The organism is Ruegeria sediminis (assembly GCF_005938215.1).
GTDB lineage: Bacteria > Pseudomonadota > Alphaproteobacteria > Rhodobacterales > Rhodobacteraceae > Ruegeria > Ruegeria sediminis.
In genome coordinates this window covers 550,789-568,119 of the sequence record NZ_VCPD01000002.1, presented here as the reverse complement: position 1 = coordinate 568,119, position 17,331 = coordinate 550,789, and the positions used below count along the sequence as shown (strand labels likewise).

Here is a 17,331-nt window from a genome sequence, read left to right as displayed (position 1 = left end):
TCCTCATGCAGGGGTTTTACCGGCCGCCGAGCCAAGCGGCACGTCCAGCCCCGAAGGCATGACGAACAGCTCGATCTGGTCGCGCGACAGGTTCCAATGGTCGATCGCCAGCTGCGCCGCCGCGGCGTCGTCACCGTCTTCGATGGCGGCGATGATGGCGTCATGCTGCTGGCTTGCCAAAGACAGGTTTTCCGCCATCTTGGCGTCCCGCGGGCGGTAGAAGGTCATCCCGATCCGGGCATGGTCGATCAGCAGGCGCTGAAAGGACGGCGCAAGATAGATGTTGTCCGCCATCTCGCCCGTGATCTCGTGAAAGCGGTTGTTGGCCATGGCGCGGTCCGCGCCCGAGCCCGTGCGTAGCGCGGCCTTGAAATCCTGCTGCGCCGCCTTCAGCGCCTCGATCTGATCCGGGCGGGCGTTCTTGGCCGCCAGCGTCAGCACCGCGCCGTACATCATCGGCGCAGTCAGAAAGAAATCCCTCAGCGTCGTGTGCGACATTTCGCTGACCCGCGCGCCGCGGTGTTCGCGCAGATCGACATATCCCTCGCCGGCCAGCTGCCGCAGCACTTCGCGCAGCGGGGTGCGGGACAGGGCGAACTCCTCGGAAAGACTCGATTCGTCCAGATCCGCGCCCGGGCGCAGCCGAAGCGTCATGATCGCCGTCTTCAGGTGATCGTACAGCTCTGATTTCCGGCTTTTCGAGGCGTCTTTCATCCCTGTCTCCAATCGTTGCTTCCGGTTCCGTCCGGGCGAACTTGCCATCGCCGAAGAGGGCCGTGCAACCAATCTGCTCATCTTGTGTTAGTAGAAAATACAATTTGTGTACACAGAAAAAATGTGCAGTATGCGTTGAGCGATCAAGAGGGGGAGGGACCGTTGACCGGAGCAGGGCAAGAGGCCGTCATCGACTGCCGCAATCTGTGGAAGATTTTCGGGCGACGCGCCGACGAGGCGATGAAGGCCGTTCAGAAACAGGGGCTTGGCAAGATCGAAGTGCGCGATCAGTTCGATTGCGTCGTGGGCGTGCAGGACGCGACCTTCACCGTCGGGCGCGGTGAGATCTTCTGCATCATGGGATTGTCCGGTTCCGGCAAGTCGACGCTGATTCGTCACGTGAACCGGCTGATCGAACCGACCTCGGGCCAGCTTTTCATCGAAGGGCAGGACGTCAACCAGCTTTCGGCGCGCCAGCTGCGCGAGGTGCGGGCAGAAAAGATCGGCATGGTGTTCCAGAACATGGCGCTGATGCCGCACCGGACCGTGCTCGAGAACGTGTCCTTCAGCCAGGAGGTGCGCGGCCATTCCCTGCGCGAACGGCGCGAGAACGCCCTGCGCGCGATCGATGCGGTGGACCTGAATGGCTGGGACCAGAAATACCCTGACGAGCTGTCCGGCGGCATGCAGCAGCGCGTCGGCCTGGCCCGCGCGATCGCCGCCGACCCGTCGATCCTGCTGATGGACGAACCGTTCTCGGCGCTGGACCCCCTGATCCGCCGCCAGCTGCAGGACAAGTTCATGTCGCTTTCGGCCGAGATGAAAAAGACCACGCTTTTCATCACGCACGATCTCGACGAAGCGATCCGCATCGGCCACCGCATCGCCATCATGAAGGATGGCGCGCTGGTGCAGGTGGGCACGCCCGAGGATATCGTCACCAACCCGGCCGACGACTACGTTGCCGATTTCGTGGCCGGCATCTCCAAGCTCGAACTCATCTCGGCCGGCAAGATCATGGAGCCCGTGGCCGTCTTCGAGAAACGCGAAGGCCCCGTGGACCTCAGCACGTGGCCCGAGGCGCACCCGGATCATTCCCTGGATGATCTGGTCAACCTTTCCATCGCCACCCAGCACCCGGTGGTCGTGAAAGCCAACGGCCACCCGATCGGCATCGTCACCAAGAACGCCCTGCTGCGCGGCATCAAGGGCGAAGTCGATGTCATGAACACCGCGGCGGAGTGAGGAACAGGACCATGGCAGAAACGCAATTCAGCATTCTCGACCCGTTTTCCTCGGTTGATCTGGGGCTCGCGCAATCGGCGGACGGCGTCAAGCAGTGGGCGATCGACAACAGGGGCGTCATCCAGCCGATCAAGAACTTCTTCAACGACATGATCGTCGGCATCGACACGGCGCTCAACGCTGTGCCGCCGATGATCATGCTGCTGATCATGGTGCTGATCGCGTGGCAGGCGGGGGGGCGCCGCGTCGCCATCCTGGTCGCGGTCTGCATGTTCGCGCTGGGTTTCCTGTCGCCCAACGCCTGGGGGCTGGCCATGACGACACTGGCCATCGTCATCTCGGCCGTGATCCTGTGCTTCATCATCGGCCTGCCGCTCGGCATCCTGGCCGGCAAGAACGACCGCTTCGAAGCCGGCATCCGCCCCGTTCTGGACACGATGCAGACCATCCCCGCCTTCGTCTACCTGGTGCCCGTGGTCATGCTCATAGGCATCGGCAACGTCTCGGGCGTGATCGTCACGATCATTTTCGCCCTGCCGCCGCTGATCCGCCTGACTTCGCTGGGCATTCGTGGCGTGAACCCGTCGGTGGTCGAGGCCGCGCGGGCCTTCGGGGCCAATCCGCGGCAGATCCTGTTCAAGGTCGAACTGCCGCTGGCGACTCCGACGATCCTGGCCGGTGTGAACCAGACCATCATGCTGTCGCTGTCGATGGTGGTGATCGCCTCGATGATCTCGGTCAAGGGCCTGGGCAACGAGGTTCTGCGCGCCATGGGCCGGCTGGACGCCGGCAAGGCGCTGGTCGGCGGCCTGGGCATCGTGATCCTCGCCGTCGTTCTAGACCGCATCACCCAGGGCATGGGCCAATCGGGTCGCGAGCGGGGCCACCGGCACTGGTGGCAGGGCGGCCCGGTCGGCGCCGTGCTCCGCCTGGCCGGAAAAAACTGATCCGCAACTTTCATCTGAACCCCGAGGGAGGAAACCACATGTTCAGAAAATCCGCACTGGCCATCCTGGCCGCCACAACCATCCTTGCCGGGCCGGCGCTGGCTTCGGAGAAACCCGGCGAGGGCGTTACCGTGCGCCCGGTCATGGCGCCGGCGCTGGAAGAGTATTTCCAGCACCGCATCCTGTTCCGCGCCCTGACCGATCTGGGCTACGAAGTGGCCGAGCCGCAGGAAGTGGAATACCAGACCATCCACCTGGCGCTTGGCACCGGGGATGGCGATTTCACCGCCGTCCATTGGGACAAGCTGCACCACACCTTCTTCGAGGAATCCGGTGGTGACGCCGTTCTGGAAAAGGTCGGCATGCTGATCGAAGGCGCGCTGCAGGGCTATCTGGTCAACAAGGCCGCCTATGACGCCGGCATCCAGAACCTCGGTGACCTGAAAGATCCGGAAAAGGCCGCGATGTTCGATGCCGACGGCGACGGCAAGGCCGACCTGGCAGGCTGCGCGCCGGGTTGGGGCTGCGAACGCGTGATCGAACACCAACTGACCGAGTACGAACTGCGCGACACCATCGCCCACAACCAGGGCGCCTACAACGCCATCATCGCGGACACCATCGCCCGCAACGAGGCGGGCGAGAACATCCTCTACTACACCTGGACCCCGTACTGGGTCTCGGGTGCTCTGGTTCCTGGCAAGGACGTGGAATGGCTGTCCGTTCCCTATTCGTCGCTGCCCGACGGGGCAACGGCGGAAACCACCTTCAACGGCAAGGACCTCGGCTTTGCGGTTGACGGCATCCGCGTCGTCGCCACGGACGAGTTCCTGGCGGCCAACCCCGCCGCGGCCAAGCTGTTCGAAGTCGCGAGCATCAGCATCAACGACATCTCTTCGCAGAACAAGCTGATCTCCGAAGGGCAGGACAGCTCGGACGCGATCGACGGTCACGTGGACCAGTGGATCGAGGCCAACCGCGCCACCTATGACGGCTGGCTGGAAGCGGCCCGCGCAGCGGCCCAGTAACAACCGCGTCTTGATTGCCAATGGGCTGCACGGGGCTTCCCGTGCAGCCCGCCTTTTTTGCCCGAACATTGCGGTCGAGCCATGACGGAAACCAAGCACTTCGTCTTTCTGCTGATCGAGGAATTCTCGCACCTGGCCTTTTCCTGCGCAGTCGAACCGCTGCGCATCGCCAATCTGGTGAGCGGCCGGGATCTGTACCGTTGGTCCTTCGCCTCCGAGAATGGCGAGACTGCGATCTGCTCGAACGGCTCCGTGACGCTGGTGCATTCCGGGCTCGACGAAATCCCCAGATGCGACCAGCTGTTCGCGCTATCGGGCATCCACATGCGCAACCACGTCACGCGGCCGCTTCTGGCGGCGCTTCGCCGGGAAAAGGCGCGCGGAACCCGGGTAGGGGCGTTGTGCTCGGGCGCCTGGGTGCTGGCCGAGGCCGGGTTCCTGGACGGGATGCAGGCCGCGATCCACTGGGAATACCATGACAGCTTCATGGAGAAATTTCCCGAAGTGAACCTGGTGCGCAGCGTGTTCGTCGCGGACGAGAAACACATGACCGCCTCAGGCGGGACGGCCACCGCGGATCTGATGCTGCACCTGATCGAGCGTGATCACGGCTATGATCTCTCCGTCGCCGTCGCTGACCAGATGGTCTACAACGCCGTGCGCAACGCCACCGCAGAGCAGCGCGTGTCGCTGCAATCGCGCAACGGCATGCGCAACCCGCACATGGCCAAGGCGATTCAGCGGATGCATGACGCGATCGAACACCCTGTATCTCCGACCGAAATCGCCTCGGAGATCGGGATTTCGACGCGCCAGTTGGAACGGCTTTTCGGCAAGTACCTGAACACCTCGCCCAAGAAATACTTCATGGAGATGCGGCTGGAACGCGCCCGCAATCTGCTGATCCAGACCGAAGCCTCGGTCACCGACGTTGCCATGGCCTGCGGCTTCGAAAGCCCCGGTCACTTCACCCGGGTCTATCGCGCCAGTTTTGGCGTGACGCCGGCCCTGCAGCGCAGCCGGATCACCTAGCTGCTCATGGACACCACGCCGAAGACCCGCTCGACGAACCAGAACCCCGCGATGCCGCCAATCGCATAGGCCAGGCACAGCGCCACTGCCGAGCCGGGCGAACGGATCAGGCCACGCAGCCGCGGAGCGATCAGGCCAAGCACGTAAAAGACGGCAAGTGCAGCCGCGATGAATGCCAGCTGCCCGATCTCGACCCCCACGTTGAACGAGAACAGCGCCATGGGAATGTCAGTATCGGGCAGCCCGATTTCGCTCAACGCGCCGGCAAATCCAAAGCCGTGCAACAACCCGAAAGCGAATGACACCGTCCAGGGGTAAAGCTCGGCAAGTCTTTCCGGCCTTTCGCTCCTCTGGACCAGTTCGGAGGCCAAGAACATGATCGACAGCGCGATCACCGCTTCGACAGGCGGCCCGGGCAGGGTAAGCCACCCGAGGGTCGCAAACGCCATGGTGATGCTGTGCGCGACGGTGAACGCCGTGACGGCCCACAGCAGCCGCCAGCCATCGCGGATGAGCAGCAGCATCGCGAAAACGAATAGCAGGTGATCGATGCCGCCGAGAATGTGTTCGACCCCAAGGGGCAGATAGGTGCCGATCACGTCGATCGTTGACGGATCGTGGGGGATAACGAATCCGGTGTCATCCGGGGTCAGGCGCCGGGTCTGCGCCGCGCCCGGTTCCAGCTCGTACCGGACCAGAACGTCGGTCTGCGTGGCTTCGAGGCCGCGAATGCGGACCTCGCCGCCGCGCAGCCCCCGGTCGCACCGGATCGTCCACTGCGCCACCCAGGCGGCGCCATCGAAGGTCGGCACCGGTTCCCGCGCCGCGTCGCAGCCTTGCGGCAACTCGGCCTCGATCGCCATCGGCTTTCCCGCGACTGCGGGTTTGCGCCACAACACTTGAAATGTGTCTGCCCCGGCGGGTTTGATTTCCAGATACCCCGGCTGCAGCGCATGGGCCAGGACCTGCCCCGAGAACACGACTGCCGCGAGCAGCGGAAGGAGAAATAGAAGGCGCTTCATTGATCAACCCCGTGGCGAACGCTAGCTGCCCGGAGCGGCGAGTTCGGGAAGCTCGACCTGGTAGCTTCCGCGCAGCTGATCGAACCGCCGTTCGGCCAGTTCGTCCGCCTTGGATTGCCGCCATTCCGCTTCGACGGCCGCCTGAACGGCCTCGAATTCCGGGGCAGGGGGAACATCGACCTCGACCAGCCGGACCGCGTGAACACCGTATCCCGAGGCGACGGGGCCCATCCACGCGCCGGGCTCGGCGTCGACCAACGCCGCAAAGAAACCCCGGCCAAAGGTGCCGTCGATCTCGGGCTCGCGGGCGTCATCCACGGACACTGGCAGCATGGTTGACCGTGAAACCGAGGCGGGGTCCGTCCCGTCCTCCAGCCTCTCGACGGCGCCAAGAACGGCTTCCGCTGTCGCCGTTTCGCCAAGATAGACCTGCTCGAAAGACATCCGGGGCGCGGCGGTGAAGCGTTGAATGTTGTCCTGGAAATACGCCCTGAGTTCCTCTTCGGTCGGCGCCGGGGAAGTGGCGATCGAGTCGATCAGGAATTCCATCTTCTGCGCCAGCCGGCGGCGAATCACGGTATCGTTCTGATCCATCGACAGCTTCATCGCCTCGCGCACCAGGATCTCTTCCTTCACGTAAGAGTCGACGATCCCGGCCAGCTCCGCGCTGGTCGGCGGCCGCCGCCAAGTGCTTTCGAACTGGTTGGCCAGCATCTGCACCGCGGCCTCGCTGATGACGATGCGGTCAGGATCGCTCTGATCGGGTCGCGTGGCGTAGTAGAGCGCGAACACCAGCCCACCGATCGCAACGAAATGAACGAGCGGTTCGCGAAGGATGCGAACAATCCAGGTCATGGCTTCACCTCGCCGTTGGACTTGCGGAACACCTGGGATCAGCCGGCCGGCGTATACCAGATCGGAGAGGTGTAGGCCCGCTCCTGTCCGGTCTTTTCCGCCTCTTCCGGGATTTCGACGCCAAAGCGCAGCGCATCATAGACCACCCAGCGCGGTGTCGGGATCTCCAGCACGCGGGCATAGTAGAACGCCTTCTGCGACGCGTCGAAATCCGGATCGGTCCAGATCGTCGCCAATTCTGATGCCCCGATGGTGTTGGTCCAGGTCGCGGCTTCCAGGTCGACCGTGTTGCCGACCGGCGGCAGCTTGCCTTCGGCGTCCGGTTCGCGCCCATCCGACCAGGCGACGTCATAGACCCTTTCCTGCGTCTCGCCATTTGCGTCCATCCAGCCCTTGACGATCTGGATGCGGTCCAGGTTCGCCCCGATCGGATCGCGCAGCGCGTAAACCATGAAGGTCGGCGCGTCGCCGGTGGGTTGCGTCAGGTCGCCGCCCATCGGCACACCCTTTTCGTAGCCGGCGAAGGCGGGGTTGCGCGACCGCAGGTCGTCATCGGTGAATTCCCAGCCGCCGAAGAACCGCACCATCATGCGCGGACCGGTGGTGGCATAAGTCTCCTTGCGCTCCATCGCGTCGAACAGCGCCTCTCGGGTGTTTTCGGTGGCCCAGACCGCAGCGCGGCCCGAGGCGGTCAACTCGTACCCCTCGAATGCCCCGATCTCGGTCTTGGTGAACGGGTGGTGCATCCGGGTCGGCGACGGTTCGGCGCTGGGCGCCTTGGAAAAGAAGTTCTCCTCTTCGATGGCCGACAGCGAGTTGTGCGCGTCGGTCGAGCCCACCTGTCCGAACTTGTAGGGGTTGGTGCCCAGCTTGCTTTCCAGCTGCAGCCCCATCAGCAGGGCCGAACGGGCGTATTCGTGCTTCAGCATCTCGGGAGTCTTGGCCTCGGTCAAGTCAAGGTTGCCGGCATCCCAGGTCTCGTAGTCGGCGAATTCGTCATCCGGCGACAGGAAGGGGTGCGCCTCGCCATCGCCCTTGATCTGGGTGGTTTCATACAGCGGCTCCCACTTGGCGCGCAGCTGGACATAGTTCTCGTCCACCGGCTTGCCGGTATACTGCGCATCGAAGGGGAACATCAGGCCGTTCGACAGGTTGCCGTTATGCGCGATCGCCAGCGCCTGCCCGCCGGTGCCGCTTTCGTACTTGTCGAGCCAGGCATACAGGTCCAGCGGATCGGTCGAGCCGATCGGCGGTTGCGTCACCATCGGCACCACCTGCCGGGCGCGGAAAGCGCCATCGCGCAGGATCACGTTGCGGTGCAGGTTGTTGCCTTTGACGAGCGAGGTCCACTCGAAGCCGATGAAGGCAGTGAAGTTTCCGGGATCGTTGTACTTTTCCGCGGCGTCGATCACGCTCTGCCAGACCGAGTCATAGGCCGGCGAACCGGGCGCATAATCCGCGACTAGCTTGGGGTCGAGCGTGCCTTGCGAAAAGTTGGTGATCAGGTCCAGCGCGGCATTGGCGGATTCCTCGCCGCCCGCCTGCAGCCCCTCGTACCAGCGTTTGCCCTGTTCGGTCGCCAGGATGTTCGGCGCGCCCTTGGCCAGATCGGTGGCAAACCCCATCATGTCGGAATGGTCCGTCACCACCAGGAAATCCAGCGGACGCGCCAGGCGAACCGGCAGGCCGGTGGCCGACACCACCTCTTCGCCACGGTTGAAGCGATAGGCCTCTTCCAGCCCCAGCGTGTTGCCGAAAAGGCCGGCGTCGGGCGACAGGGCCGTGTGCAGATGGGTGTCGCCCCAGTAGACGTTGCTGGGAAAGTCGCGCTTGGCATAGGGGGAATAGGTCTTGCCCTTGTAGACGCCTTCCAGGGATTCAACCGAAGGCACGTACTGAGCCGAAGCGACGGAAGCCGCGAAAATTGCGCTCCCTGCAATGGATGCAAATTTCATGACTGAATTCCTTTCAACGTTTCCAACTGCGAACAACGCTGGTGGAAGCCTAGCACCCGAAGGAAGGATTCCAACATTAAGTTGATGATTTCGGGCTGATTCCGACGGTGTTTGTCGTCGGTGGACAAAATCTCGGCGGCGGCGGGCGCTTTGTGACGCCCGGGTCCATGATGCGTCAATTAATCATATTCGTAATATTGAATATTAAGGCGAGGGCACGTATATGTCGGTCATGACCAACACCTGTCTTGGTCAATATCAAAGGAGTTACCGATCATGTCCCTCGACCGCGCCGTCATGATGTTTGCAGGATTTATGGTCTTGCTGAGCGTGCTGCTGACGATTTTCGTTTCGCCTCTTTGGATGTGGTTCACCGTGTTCATCGGAGTGAACCTGATCCAGTCCTCGGTCACCGGGTTCTGCCCGGCGGCGATCGTCTTCAAGAAACTCGGTTTCAAAAGCGGTACCGCGTTCTGATCCCCGCGCCCCCTGTCGCCGCGCAAGCCACGCCCTGCGGCAGGGGCCACGCCTTGATGCCCCTCCAATCAGTCGAGTTCAGGACATGAAACAGTCATTCTTCGGTGCCCTATGCCTTGCGGTCATTCCCTGCATCGCCTTCCCGGCAGACCTTCATCCCGTTCAGGTCAGCTCCATTCCAGAATGGAAGGCCGTGTTCGGTCAGATCGAGGCGCGCGATCAGGTCGCCGCGCGTTCCCGACTTGGTGGGACGATCACGGAACTGACGGTAAGCGAAGGGGATACAGTCACCAGCGGTCAGCAGATCGGCCTGGTCGAAGACGAAAAGCTACTGTTCCAGATCCAGACCTTCAACGGGCGCATCGAAGCCCAGACCGCGCAACTGGACAACGCCCGCGCCGAGTTGAAGCGCGGCGAGGAGCTGTTCCAGCGCGGCGTGATGTCCAGCCAGCAGGTTGACCTGCTGCGAACGAATGTCAACGTGCTGGAAAACCAGATCGCGGCCACCCGGGCCGAAAAACAGGTCATGGAGCAGCGCAGCCTCGAGGGCGCCGTCCTTGCGCCCGTGGATGGGGTCGTGCTCAGGGTGCCGCTGACCGCAGGATCGGTCGTCCTGCCCGGCGAGGAAGTGGCCCGGATCGGCGGTGGCGGCCTGTTCCTGCGCCTGTCCGTCCCTGAGCGGCACGCCGCGCTGCTTGGCGACGGCGACGAAATCCGCATCGAGTGGGATGGCCGCAGCTTCGCGGGTCGCATCGCCAAACTCTATCCCGAAATCCAGAATGGCCGGGTGACCGCCGATGTCGAAGTCGCCGACCTGCAAAGCCGTTTCGTCAATGCTCGCGTTCTGGTTCGTCTGCCGGTCGGGGAAAAGCCCGGCATCCTGGTGCCCGAGGCGGCGGTTGCCAGCCGCCGGGGGCTCGATTTCGTGCGCCTGCAACTGGACGGGGCCGAAACGGTCGAGCGTACCGTCGTCACCGGCCGCAGGCTGGAACGCGACGGCGAACCGATGATCGAGGTTCTGAGCGGCCTTTCGCAAGGCAACGTCGTGGTGACCGGACATGAGTGACAACCAGAACGTGCCGCTCGGGATCGCCGGCGGGCTGACCCGAACCTTCATCCAGTCGGCTTTGACGCCGCTGATGGTCATCGTGGCCCTCGTGATGGGATTGGTCGCGCTGGGCGCGCTGCCGCGCGAGGAAGAGCCGCAGATTTCCGTCCCGATGGTCGACATCCACGTCCGGGCGCCGGGGCTCAAGGCCGAAGACGCGGTCAAGCTGATCACCGAGCCGCTGGAAACCATCGTCAAGGGCATCAACGACGTCGAACACATCTATTCGACCACCCACGACGATTACGTGCTCGTCTCCGCGCGCTTTCTGGTGGGAACCTCCGCCGACACGGCCATCCTGCGAGTCCATGACAAGGTGCGCGCCAATCTCGACCGCATTCCGGTCGGCATCCAGGACCCGCTGATCGTCGGGCGCGGCATCGACGACGTGGCGATCCTGACGCTGACGCTCACCTCCTCCGAAAACGGCGGCGACACGTCCAGCGACCTGACCCGCATCGCGCGCGAACTGCAGGTGGAACTGGCCAAGATCCAGGATGTGGGGCTGACCTACATCGTGGGCGAGGCGCCCGACGCCATCCGGATCGCGCCGGATCCCGACAGGCTGGCGCTTTACGGCGTGACGCTGCAACAGCTGGCGCACAAGGTTCAGGCCGCAAACCGGGCTTTCCCGACGGGTATCCTGCGCGACGGCGGCGAGCAGATCGGGTTGGTCGCCGGGCAGACCCTGCAGGCGCCGGAAGAGATTGCGAACCTCCTGCTGACGACCCGCGACAACCGCCCGGTCTATGTCCGCGATGTTGCCGATGTCAGCTATGTGCCCGACACCTCGGACCGCATCGTCGCCAACGTAACCCGCGGCGAAGATGGCGAGATCGTCCGCACCACCGCCGTCACCCTGGCGCTGGCCAAGCGGGCAGGGGCCAACGCGGTCGTCGTGGGCGAAGAGATCCTGCACCGCGTCCACCAGTTGGAAGGCGACCTGATCCCCGAAACGGTTCATGTCGAGGTCACCCGCGACTATGGCGAGACGGCGAATGAAAAGGCCAACGAACTGCTGTTCCACCTCGGTCTGGCGACGGTTTCCATCGTGGGCCTCGTGCTGATCGCCATTGGCTGGCGCGAAAGCATCGTGGTCGCCATCGTCATCCCCGTGACCATCCTGCTGACGCTGTTTTCGGCCTGGATCATGGGCTACACGCTGAACCGCGTGTCGCTTTTCGCGCTGATCTTTTCCATCGGCATCCTCGTGGACGACGCCATCGTCGTGATCGAGAACATCGCCCGCCACTGGGCGCTGCCGGACAAGGAAACCCGTGTCGCCAAGGCGATCCGCGCCGTTGCCGAAGTGGGCAACCCGACGATCATCGCCACTCTGACGGTCGTGGCGGCGCTGCTGCCCATGCTTTTCGTTTCGGGGATGATGGGCCCCTACATGAGCCCGATACCCGCCAACGCCTCGGCGGCCATGATCTTTTCCTTTTTCGTCGCGGTGATCATCACGCCCTGGCTGATGGTCAAGATCGCGGGAAACGCGCCGGCGCATGCCGGAGAAGGCGAGGGCGGCTATCTGGGACGCATCTACCGGTCCGTCGCGCGCCCGCTGCTCAAGACCAAGGCGCGCTCGGGGCTGTTCCTGGCGGTGACGGTGGCGCTGTCCTTCGGCTCGCTGGGCCTGATCTACACCAAGGACGTGACGGTCAAGCTGCTGCCGTTCGACAACAAGTCCGAACTCGCCGTCGTCATCGACCTGCCCGAGGGTTCTTCGGTCGAGGCGACGGATGCGGTCGCGCAGGACGTGGCACGGGCGGTTCTGGAGCTTCCCGAGGTGATCTCGGTCCAGACCCATGCAGCCGAGGCGGCGCCCTTCAACTTCAACGGGCTGGTGCGCCACTACTACCTGCGGAAATCGGCAAATCTCGGCGATGTCCAGATCAACCTTGCGCCCAAGCATGACCGCGACCGGACCAGCCACGAAATCGCGCTGGACATCCGCGAACGCCTTGCGGACCTGGACGTGCCTGCCGGAACCAGCCTGAAAACGGTCGAACCGCCGCCGGGGCCTCCGGTCCTGTCAACCATGCTGGCCGAAATCTACGGCCCCGACGGCGAGACCCGGCGCGAGGTTGCGGCCAAGGTGCGCGAAGCTTTCGAGGCGGTTCCTTACGTTGTCGATGTGGACGACAGCTTCGGGGTTCAGCCGCGCCGTCTCCGGGCGACTCTCTCGACCGATCAATTGGAATATTTTGGTGTGCAGGAGCAGGACGTGCTGGACACGCTTGCCATCCTCGGAACAACTAACATCGTGGGCTATTCCCATCGCGGCGAAGGGCGCCAGCCATTGCCCATCATGGTCGGGCGAAAAAAATCGGATCGCGTCATGGACGAACGATTCCTGTCCACGCCCGTTCCCGCGAACACCCTGCCGGGCTCGCGCGGGGTGATCGAACTGGGCGATGTGGTCGAGATCACCGAAGAAAGAGCCTCGTTTCCCATATTCCGGCGCAACGGACGCGCGGCCGAGATGGTTCAGGCGGAACTGGCGGGCGAGTTCGAATCCCCGGTCTATGGCATGATGGCTGTTGCCGACCTGATCGAACAGATGGAATGGGACGAGGGGACCAAGCCCGAAATCCGCTACAACGGTCAACCCGAGGATGACGCGCAGCCGACGCTTTTGTGGGATGGCGAATGGGAGGTGACATGGGTCACGTTCCGCGACATGGGCGCGGCCTTTGCTGTGGCGCTGCTCGGGATCTACGCGCTTGTCGTCGCGCAGTTCGGCTCGTTCAAACTGCCGCTTGTGATCCTGACGCCGATCCCGCTGACCTTCATCGGCATCATGCTGGGGCACTGGTGGTGGCACGCGCCGTTCTCGGCACCGTCGATGATCGGTTTCATCGCCCTTGCCGGCATCATCGTGCGCAATTCGATCCTGCTGGTGGACTTCATCCGCCATGCGGATCCGGAAGGGAAGTCCAAGGTGGACATCCTGATCGAGGCCGGCGCGATCCGCTTCAAGCCGATCCTGCTGACGGCGCTGGCGGCGATGATCGGCGCGGTGGTCATCCTGGCCGATCCGATCTTTCAGGGCCTTGCCCTGTCGCTGCTGTTCGGGCTGCTGTCATCCACCCTTCTGACGGTGCTGGTCATCCCGGCGATCTACAGGGTGTTCCGGACCTGACGCGGACAGGAAAATGGCAGGCGCGGGTTCCATCGCGCCTGCCTTGCTCATGCAAATCTCAGGTTCCCGTCAATTCTCGCGGAACGCCCGCGACATGCTGTCGACGATCGGTTTCGCGATATACGAGGCAAAGGTGCGCTCTTCGGTCTGGATCATGATCTCGGCCGGCATCCCGGGCGTCGGGACAAAGCCGCGGACGCGGTCCATTTCCTCGACCGGCAAGGAAATGCGCGCCAGGTACACCTCCTGCGGGATGCCCGAGGACTCTTCCAGCAGCGCGTCCGCCGACACGTAGAAGACCTCGCCGTTCAGAACCGGCGTGGTGCGCTGGTTCAGCGCCACCAGTCGCACCGTGGCCTTCTGCCCGGTGACGACGCTGTCGATGTCGGTTCTCGGGATCTGCGCCTCGATGATCAGCGGAGCATCCGCGGGCAGGATCTCGGCGATCGGCTCGCCGGTTTCGATCACGCCGCCGGTCGTGTAGAAATGCAGCCGGACGACGGTTCCTGTCACGGGCGCGCGCACGACGGCGCGGTCCAGGACGCTGCGCGCCTGGCGGGCCTTTTCACGCACGCTTTCCAGATCGGCCTCGATCAGCCCCAACTCGTCCAATGCCGCCTGCCGGTAGGCCTGGCGCGTTCTGGTGACCTGTTCTTCGTACTTCAGCATCATCTGCGAGATTTCGTCGATCTCGGCCTGCAGCCGCGCCAACTGCCCGTCCGCTTCGGCCTGCACGCGCCGGATCGTGTTCAACTCGCCCTTGCGGACAAGCCCCTTCTCGAACAGCGAGTTCTTGGTGTCGTATTCCTCTTTCAGGATTTCCGAACGCCGGGTCATCGCCTCAAGCTGCGCCGCGAACCCGCTTTCCCGGATCCTCAGCGCCTCCATGTTCCGTTCCAGCAGGGCGATGTCGTTCAGCAGGGTCTTGCGCGACACCTCGAAGGTCAGCTTCTGGGAATCCAGGATGGACGCCACTTCGAAATCGTCCGACGCGGCAAGAAGCTCGGCCGAGAATTCCAGCTTGTCCTCTTCGCCATATTCGGCCAGCAGCCGCTCGGACATGGCCTGCAGACGCATCTTGCGGACGAACAGCTCGCGCTCGTTCGACTCGGCCGAGGTCTGGTCAAGCGTCATCAGGATGTCGCCCGCCTCGACCGCATCACCTTCAGCTACCTGGATTTCCTCGATGATCCCGCCTTCCAGGTGCTGGACGATCTTGTTGCGGCCGGTGGCCACAAAGCTGCCCTGTGCGATGACCGCAGCGGCAAGCGGGGCGCGGAACGACCAGACCCCGAAGCCGCCGAAACAGATCGCCAGCAGGATCAGCCCGATCCAGGCAAGGCGGGTGATCGAGCGGGGGACTTCGGAATACCAGAGTGACGGGTCCGAAGGATGCGTCAGGTTGCTCATTTCAGTTTACCCTGATTATTTCCCGGCAAGTTCTGCTGTTTTCTGGAGCCGTGCAGTTTCTCGAGAACCTGTTCGCGCTGGCCGAACAGCGCCACGCGCCCGTCGGTCAGCAGCATGATCTTGTCGACCGCGCTCAACAGTGTGGGCTTCTGCGTGATCACGATGACGGTGATCTTGCTCTGCTTGGCCTGTTCGATGGCGCGCGCCAGCGCCTTGTCGCCCGCGACGTCGAGGTTCGAGTTGGGCTCGTCCAGGACCACCATCCGCGGGTTGCCGAAGAACGCGCGGGCCAGGGCGATGCGCTGTTTCTGGCCGCCCGACAGCGGAGAGCCATCCGCCGCCACGACGGTCTCGTAGCCCTGCGGCAAGGTGGCGATCATGTTGTGGACATCGGCCAGCACCGCGGCGTCGTGGATCTGTTCGTCCGTGGCGTCCGCGCGCATCCGGCCGATGTTGTCCTTGATGGTGCCGGGGAACAGCTGAACGTCCTGCGGCAGGTAGCCGATGCTTTCGCCGAACTGGCGCGGATCCCAGTTGCGAATGTCCATCAGGTCCAGCCGCACGCTGCCCGAGGTCGGCAGGATCGAACCCACCAGCGTCTTGCCCAGCGTCGTCTTGCCGGCGCCGGAATTGCCGATGATCGCCAGCGTTTCGCCCGGGTTCAGCGAGAAGGTGATGCCGTTCAGCACCACGCGCTTCGTGCCGCCGGGAACATAAAGCAGGCGTTCCACGTCCAAACGCCCTTCGGGGCGGGGCAGGCGCAGCTTTTCGTATTGCAGGGCCGAGGTGGCAAGCAGGTTGCGGATCCGTCCATAGGCGCTGCGCGACAGCAGGAAGGTGTTCCAGCCCTCGATCGAACCTTCGATCGGCGCAAAGGCGCGGCCCGCGATGATCGACGCCGCGATCACCATGCCGCCCGTGATCTCGCCCCGCAGCGCCAGATAGGCGCCCCAGCCCAGAATGCCGATCTGCGTGAACAGGCGCACGGTTCGCGAAATGGCCGCGAAAATGATGTTACGGTCCTGCGCACGGACCTGCCATGTCAGTGACTCGGCCGTGTCGCGGCCCCAGATCCGCACCGCCTCGGGGATCATCGCCAGCGCGTTGATGATCTGGCTGTTGCGGGACATCGAGTCGAGGTGATGGTTCGCCATCGACTGCGCGACGTTGGCCTTCGCAAAGGGCTTGGCGGTCATTTTCTGGTTGACCAGCGCGATGACCATCAGGATCAGGGCGGTCACGACGACGATCATGCCCAGGTCCGGGTGCACCAGGAAGATCATCAGGATGAACATCGGCGCGAACGGCACGTCCAGGAACGAGATCAGCGTTCCCGACACCAGGAACCCGCGCACCTGCTGCAGATCGCCCAGCGTCTGGTATTCCCGCCCGGTGCCGTGCAGCGACGCATGAGCCGCGGCGCTGAGGATGGGCGCGCCCAGCCGCGCGGCGACTTCGACCGCCGTGCGCATCAGCATGAAGCGCCGGATGGCGTCGAAGGCGGACTGGAAGGCGACCGCGCCCAGCACGATGGCGGACAGCATGATCAGCGTGTCCAGCGAACGGCTGGTCAGAACCCGGTCGCTGATCTGGAAAAGGTAGATCGGAATGGCGAGGATCAGCAGGTTTGTGGCGCAGGTGAGGACAAGCACGAAACCCAGGTTGCGCCAGACCGCCCGCTGCGCGGTTTGCAGCAGTTTCTGGAAATCCTCGGGAGGCGTGCGCTTGTGGAAAGGTTGGGGTGGCCCGCCGCCATTACCGCCGCCGCCGCTTGACTTCATCAGCGGCTGGTTGGCCTTGGCCTCGATCGTCGTTCCAAGCCGGTCTCCGGATCCTCCTCGCGCCGAGGGGGTCGCCCGAGCGGTCGGTTCCTGAAGATCATCCGGATCGGGATCGTCGGCCTCGGCCACCCCGTCGCCGTCGTCCTCGCCGTTCGGGTCGGCATCTGGCGGCGGCGTTTCGCGCCGGTGAGTATCGGCGCGAAGATCCTGGGAGTCTTCCGAAGACGCCTGATTCGGTTCGGCATCCGCTTCATCGACCGGCGTTTTCAGGAGGTAAGGTTTGGTGCGGTTCTCGGTATTCGCCGAGGGTTCCGGCTTGGCCGGGCCGGTTTCATCGGACCCCTTGGCACGGTCGTCCTGTGGCGTTTCCGAGGCCGCGCCGGCCGTGCTGCTTTCGACCCGCAACCCATTCCGCAACTTGGAAGAAGCCGTAGATCCAGTTCCATTGGTTTTCGTGGGCTGACGGGTCGTCTGCCCCTCGTCCGTCACTTGCGACTCTTCCGAATCCAAGTCGTCTTTGCTGTGCAAGGGGGCGACGGCTTGTGCGCGTCGCGACGAAAATCCAATCGACATACTTTGACCACCAAAAAACTCGTATCCGAAAGAGTGGCT

Annotated in this window: 13 protein-coding genes; 7 read left to right on the top strand and 6 right to left on the bottom strand. The window is 63.6% G+C overall.

Translation table 11 applies throughout. The features are described from left to right. Positions 1-3: 3 nt before the first annotated feature. Entirely contained in the window at positions 4-714 is a 711-nt protein-coding gene (locus FGK63_RS07365) for a GntR family transcriptional regulator (protein ID WP_138840961.1), read from the bottom strand. Positions 715-876: 162 nt separating this feature from the next. On the opposite strand from FGK63_RS07365, the gene FGK63_RS07360 reads away from it, so the two are divergent. The 4 genes from FGK63_RS07360 to FGK63_RS07345 all read left to right on the top strand — a co-directional run bounded on the left by FGK63_RS07360 (position 877) and on the right by FGK63_RS07345 (position 4,966). Further along, a complete protein-coding gene (locus tag FGK63_RS07360) occupies positions 877-1,959 on the top strand; it encodes a quaternary amine ABC transporter ATP-binding protein (RefSeq protein ID WP_138840960.1) in 1,083 nt (360 codons plus the stop codon). Positions 1,960-1,970: 11 nt separating this feature from the next. Then, positions 1,971-2,906 carry an ABC transporter permease gene (locus tag FGK63_RS07355; protein ID WP_138840959.1) on the top strand — a complete coding sequence of 312 codons (936 nt, stop codon included), beginning with the start codon at positions 1,971-1,973 and terminating at the stop codon, positions 2,904-2,906. Positions 2,907-2,944: 38 nt separating this feature from the next. Then, positions 2,945-3,934, top strand: coding sequence for a glycine betaine/L-proline ABC transporter substrate-binding protein ProX (gene proX / locus FGK63_RS07350; RefSeq protein WP_138840958.1), 990 nt, complete (start codon positions 2,945-2,947; stop codon positions 3,932-3,934). An 81-nt stretch (positions 3,935-4,015) separates the two neighbouring features. Continuing rightward, positions 4,016-4,966: a GlxA family transcriptional regulator gene (locus FGK63_RS07345; protein WP_138840957.1), complete on the top strand. Its 951-nt coding sequence runs from the start codon at positions 4,016-4,018 to the stop codon at positions 4,964-4,966. On the opposite strand, the gene FGK63_RS07340 is transcribed toward FGK63_RS07345, so the two are convergent. From FGK63_RS07340 to FGK63_RS07330, 3 genes are read right to left on the bottom strand one after another with little or no spacing between them, the layout of a single operon-like run. Next, positions 4,963-5,988 carry a HupE/UreJ family protein gene (locus FGK63_RS07340; protein ID WP_138840956.1) on the bottom strand — a complete coding sequence of 342 codons (1,026 nt, stop codon included), beginning with the start codon at positions 5,986-5,988 and terminating at the stop codon, positions 4,963-4,965. The genes FGK63_RS07345 and FGK63_RS07340 overlap by 4 nt on opposite strands. Before the next feature lie 21 nt (positions 5,989-6,009). Further along, positions 6,010-6,843 (bottom strand): peptidyl-prolyl cis-trans isomerase, encoded by an 834-nt coding sequence (locus tag FGK63_RS07335; RefSeq protein WP_138840955.1) that lies wholly within the window; start codon positions 6,841-6,843, stop codon positions 6,010-6,012. A gap of 38 nt (positions 6,844-6,881) precedes the next feature. Continuing rightward, complete coding sequence (locus tag FGK63_RS07330; RefSeq protein WP_138840954.1) at positions 6,882-8,798, bottom strand: DUF3604 domain-containing protein; 1,917 nt, start codon at positions 8,796-8,798, stop codon at positions 6,882-6,884. A 276-nt stretch (positions 8,799-9,074) separates the two neighbouring features. On the opposite strand from FGK63_RS07330, the gene FGK63_RS07325 reads away from it, so the two are divergent. From FGK63_RS07325 to FGK63_RS07315, 3 genes are all read left to right on the top strand, one after another. Then, positions 9,075-9,275, top strand: coding sequence for a YgaP family membrane protein (locus FGK63_RS07325; RefSeq protein WP_138840953.1), 201 nt, complete (start codon positions 9,075-9,077; stop codon positions 9,273-9,275). A gap of 85 nt (positions 9,276-9,360) precedes the next feature. Then, positions 9,361-10,341, top strand: a complete 981-nt coding sequence (locus FGK63_RS07320) for an efflux RND transporter periplasmic adaptor subunit (RefSeq protein ID WP_138840952.1) — start codon at positions 9,361-9,363, stop codon at positions 10,339-10,341. After that, positions 10,334-13,528 carry an efflux RND transporter permease subunit gene (locus FGK63_RS07315; protein ID WP_138840951.1) on the top strand — a complete coding sequence of 1,065 codons (3,195 nt, stop codon included), beginning with the start codon at positions 10,334-10,336 and terminating at the stop codon, positions 13,526-13,528. The genes FGK63_RS07320 and FGK63_RS07315 overlap by 8 nt, the downstream gene beginning before the upstream one ends. A gap of 69 nt (positions 13,529-13,597) precedes the next feature. Here the strand turns inward: FGK63_RS07315 and FGK63_RS07310 are convergent, their stop codons facing one another. Beyond that, positions 13,598-14,938: an HlyD family type I secretion periplasmic adaptor subunit gene (locus FGK63_RS07310; protein ID WP_138840950.1), complete on the bottom strand. Its 1,341-nt coding sequence runs from the start codon at positions 14,936-14,938 to the stop codon at positions 13,598-13,600. Continuing rightward, complete coding sequence (locus FGK63_RS07305; RefSeq protein ID WP_425471837.1) at positions 14,935-17,136, bottom strand: type I secretion system permease/ATPase; 2,202 nt, start codon at positions 17,134-17,136, stop codon at positions 14,935-14,937. Before FGK63_RS07305 ends, FGK63_RS07310 begins: the two co-directional genes overlap by 4 nt. Positions 17,137-17,331: the final 195 nt, after the last annotated feature.

Coding starts and splice junctions, on each gene's coding strand:
- FGK63_RS07330 (WP_138840954.1), bottom strand. CDS start 8,798: ATGAAATTTGCATCCATTGCAGGGAGCGCAATTTTCGCGGCTTCCGTC.
- FGK63_RS07340 (WP_138840956.1), bottom strand. CDS start 5,988: ATGAAGCGCCTTCTATTTCTCCTTCCGCTGCTCGCGGCAGTCGTGTTC.
- FGK63_RS07345 (WP_138840957.1), top strand. CDS start 4,016: ATGACGGAAACCAAGCACTTCGTCTTTCTGCTGATCGAGGAATTCTCG.
- FGK63_RS07365 (WP_138840961.1), bottom strand. CDS start 714: ATGAAAGACGCCTCGAAAAGCCGGAAATCAGAGCTGTACGATCACCTG.
- FGK63_RS07325 (WP_138840953.1), top strand. CDS start 9,075: ATGTCCCTCGACCGCGCCGTCATGATGTTTGCAGGATTTATGGTCTTG.
- FGK63_RS07310 (WP_138840950.1), bottom strand. CDS start 14,938: ATGAGCAACCTGACGCATCCTTCGGACCCGTCACTCTGGTATTCCGAA.
- proX (WP_138840958.1), top strand. CDS start 2,945: ATGTTCAGAAAATCCGCACTGGCCATCCTGGCCGCCACAACCATCCTT.
- FGK63_RS07335 (WP_138840955.1), bottom strand. CDS start 6,843: ATGACCTGGATTGTTCGCATCCTTCGCGAACCGCTCGTTCATTTCGTT.
- FGK63_RS07320 (WP_138840952.1), top strand. CDS start 9,361: ATGAAACAGTCATTCTTCGGTGCCCTATGCCTTGCGGTCATTCCCTGC.
- FGK63_RS07355 (WP_138840959.1), top strand. CDS start 1,971: ATGGCAGAAACGCAATTCAGCATTCTCGACCCGTTTTCCTCGGTTGAT.
- FGK63_RS07315 (WP_138840951.1), top strand. CDS start 10,334: ATGAGTGACAACCAGAACGTGCCGCTCGGGATCGCCGGCGGGCTGACC.